The sequence below is a fragment of the Pseudomonas sp. P5_A2_2 genome (assembly GCF_054177685.1).
This window is the reverse complement of sequence record NZ_JBGCUL010000538.1, coordinates 1-3,095: the sequence shown is the minus strand read 5'-3', so window position 1 is coordinate 3,095 and position 3,095 is coordinate 1. Positions and strand designations below refer to the sequence as shown.

Below are 3,095 nucleotides of genomic sequence, written 5' to 3'. Positions count from 1 at the left end.
GCATCAAAGGCTATCAAGGCGCCGAACAGGACGACGCCACCCTGAGCCGCGAAGCCGGACGCATCGGCTATCCGTTGATGATCAAGGCCAGTGCGGGCGGCGGTGGACGCGGCATGCGCCTGGTGCACGACGCCGGCGATTTGCTGGAACAGATTCGCACCGCGCGCTCCGAAGCCCTGAACGGTTTTGGCAGCGGCGAGCTGATTCTCGAACAGGCACTGGTAGAACCCCGTCATGTCGAGGTTCAGCTGTTCGGCGACCGGCATGGCAACCTGATTTACCTCGGCGAACGCGATTGTTCGGTGCAGCGCCGGCATCAGAAAGTCATCGAGGAAGCGCCCTGCCCGGTGATGACCCCTGAGTTGCGCCAAGCCATGGGCGAGGCGGCGCTCAAGGCCGGCCGGGCAGTGCAGTACGTCGGCGCGGGCACCGTGGAGTTTCTGCTGGATGCGCGCGGACAGTTCTATTTCCTGGAGATGAACACCCGGCTGCAAGTGGAGCACCCGGTGACAGAACTGATCACCGGCCTCGACCTGGTGGCCTGGCAGTTGAATATCGCCGAAGGACAGCCGCTGCCCTTGCGCCAGGAGCAGGTACAACTCCACGGGCACGCCATGGAAGTACGCCTGTATGCCGAAGATCCGGCTCAGGGTTTTCTGCCGCAAACCGGGCGCGTCGTGGCCTGGGAACCGGGATTGCAGGACGGCGTGCGGATCGACCACGGCCTGATCGAAGGCCAGCTCATCTGCCCCTTCTACGACCCGATGCTCGGCAAGCTCATCGCCCACGGCACCACCCGCGAGGAAACCCGACGTAAATTGCTGCGGGCGGTACAAGACAGCGTGCTGTTGGGCGTGCAAAGTAATCAGCGCTTGCTCGCCAGCCTGCTGGAACACCCGCAGTTCGCCTGCGGGGACTTCAGCACCGGGTTCATCGCGCAGCATTTTTCCGAGCATGCCTGCCTGCAATCCCATGCCCCCGGCGCGCATCACCTGGCCATCGCCACCGCCCTGTTCTATCAGGCTGCAGCACAGGCTCACCCGGCCCCGCTTGGCGGTTGGCGCAACAACGCCAGCGTGCCGCTGCACTACCGCATCGGCCTTGAGGATCAGGACTGGCCGGTAGCGTTGCAGGCGATCCCGGGCGAGACGTTGCGCATTCAGGTCGCCGAGCACAGCCTCGAACTGAAGATCATCCACAGCGACGGACGCTGGGCCACCCTCGAAATCGAAGGCATTCGCCAACGCCACGCCTACCGTCTGGAGGCCGGGTGTCTCTGGCTGTTTACCCGCCCGGGCAGCCTGCAGTTTGAGGATCGCACTCAGGCGCAGGTGACCAGCCAGGCCGGTACCAGCTCCGGCACCCTCAAGGCACCGATGGACGGGGCGATTGTCGACGTCCTGGTCAATGAAGGCAGCCCCGTGAGCAAGGGCCAGTTGCTGGTGGTACTGGAGGCGATGAAAATGGAGCACCCGTTGAAATCGGGCATCGACGGTGTGCTCAAACGCCTGCAAGTCAAAGTCGGGGATCAGGTAAAAAACCGGCAGATTCTGTTGGAGGTCGAATAAGCCGCTAGGCGGAACCGCCGGGTTTGGCTACGCTCAAACCCTACAGGACGCGGATACCAGGAAACCTGCAATGCCTCACTGGCTGGTCATCGATCTGGAGGCCACCACCGATGAAGGTGGTTGGCCCGTAACGGATATGGAAATCATTGAAATCGGCGCCACCCTGGTGGACCGCAAGGGACGCGAACTGGACCAGTTCCAGCGTTTCGTCCGGCCTTTGCGGCGGCCGTTACTGACGCCGTTTTGCCGCGAGCTGACGCACATCACCCAAGCCAACATCGATGCCGCGCAACCGCTGGGCGAAGTCTGGCCGGCGTTTGAACGCTGGCTCGGCCAACACCACACGCGACTTGAAGGCTGGGCCAGTTGGGGCGATTACGATCGCAAACAACTGCTTCAGGATTGGCAGCAACTGGGGCTCGCCAGCATGCTGGCCAACGTGCCGCACATGAACCTCAAACAGCGCTTTGCCAAGGCCCGACGCCTGGAACGTCCGCTGGGGTTGAACGGCGCCTTGCAACTGGCCGGCTTGCAGTTCACCGGCCAGCAACACCGGGCGCTGGAAGATGCGCGCAATACCGCACGCCTGCTGCCGCTGGTTCTGCCGCTTTAGACAGGTGACGACGCCAAGGGCCTTGTGCATACTGGCCGGCCCTTTTTAGCCCTTTTCGAGGAATCGCCCATGTTTAAAGTCAACGAGTACTTCGACGGCACCGTCAAGTCGATCGCCTTTGGCACCGCAGAAGGTCCAGCGACCATCGGCGTCATGGCTCCGGGCGAGTATGAATTCGGCACCAGCCAGCGTGAAATCATGCACGTGGTCAGCGGTGCACTGACCGTCAAGCTGCCGGACAGCAGCGACTGGGAAACCTTCGCCGCCGGCAGCCAGTTCAACGTGCCGGCCAATAGCAAGTTCCAGCTGAAAGTGGCCGTCGACACTGCCTACCTGTGCGAATACCGCGGCTAAACCCGCGGGGCTTCACCGAAAAAAGTCACTGTGATAAAATGCCCGTGTCTCAGGACACGGGCATTTTTCGTTGTGCGGGCGGTGAGCCGAGAGTTTCTACTCCAGGATCTCCACCGGCATGCCGATTTCGAGTCGACCGTTGCCGTCGTTGACCAGGTTCTGGCCGAACATGGCGCCGTCCGCCTGGGAACGGTATTTCTGCAAGGTGGCCAAGGGTTCGCGGTCGTCGCTGCGCTCCCCGGTTTGCGGGTCGATGGTGGTCAGGATGCAACGTGAGCACGACTTGACCACGCGGAACTCGAGCTCGCCGATACGGATACGCTTCCAGCCGTCCTCGGCGAACGCTTCACTGCCTTCGATCACCAGGTTCGGCCGGAAACGCAGCATCTCCAACGGGCGCCCGACCCGTTGCGACAAGTCCTCGAGGGAAGCCTGGCCAATCAGCAACAGTGGATAGCCATCGGCGAATGCCACCTGATCGTCATCCTTGCCATAGCCGGCCTCGGTCATACGCGCCCGATCGAGTGGCACTTGCACCAGGCGCGTCGGTTTGCCAATGA

At 62.4% G+C, this 3,095-nt stretch carries 4 protein-coding genes; 3 read left to right on the top strand and 1 reads right to left on the bottom strand.

From position 1 onward, the window contains the following. The 3 genes from ACXRVY_RS21865 to ppnP all read left to right on the top strand — a co-directional run. On the top strand, positions 1-1,568 hold a 1,568-nt coding region (locus tag ACXRVY_RS21865; protein ID WP_458238222.1), incomplete at its 5' end, for an acetyl/propionyl/methylcrotonyl-CoA carboxylase subunit alpha. A gap of 70 nt (positions 1,569-1,638) precedes the next feature. Beyond that, positions 1,639-2,181, top strand: coding sequence for an exonuclease domain-containing protein (locus ACXRVY_RS21860; protein WP_223456895.1), 543 nt, complete (start codon positions 1,639-1,641; stop codon positions 2,179-2,181). A gap of 69 nt (positions 2,182-2,250) precedes the next feature. Next, on the top strand, positions 2,251-2,535 hold the full coding sequence (gene ppnP / locus ACXRVY_RS21855) for a pyrimidine/purine nucleoside phosphorylase (RefSeq protein ID WP_007940055.1): 285 nt from the start codon (positions 2,251-2,253) through the stop codon (positions 2,533-2,535). A 96-nt stretch (positions 2,536-2,631) separates the two neighbouring features. Here ppnP and ACXRVY_RS21850 read toward each other — a convergent pair. Beyond that, on the bottom strand, positions 2,632-3,095 hold a 464-nt coding region (locus ACXRVY_RS21850; RefSeq protein WP_458238221.1), incomplete at its 5' end, for an MOSC domain-containing protein.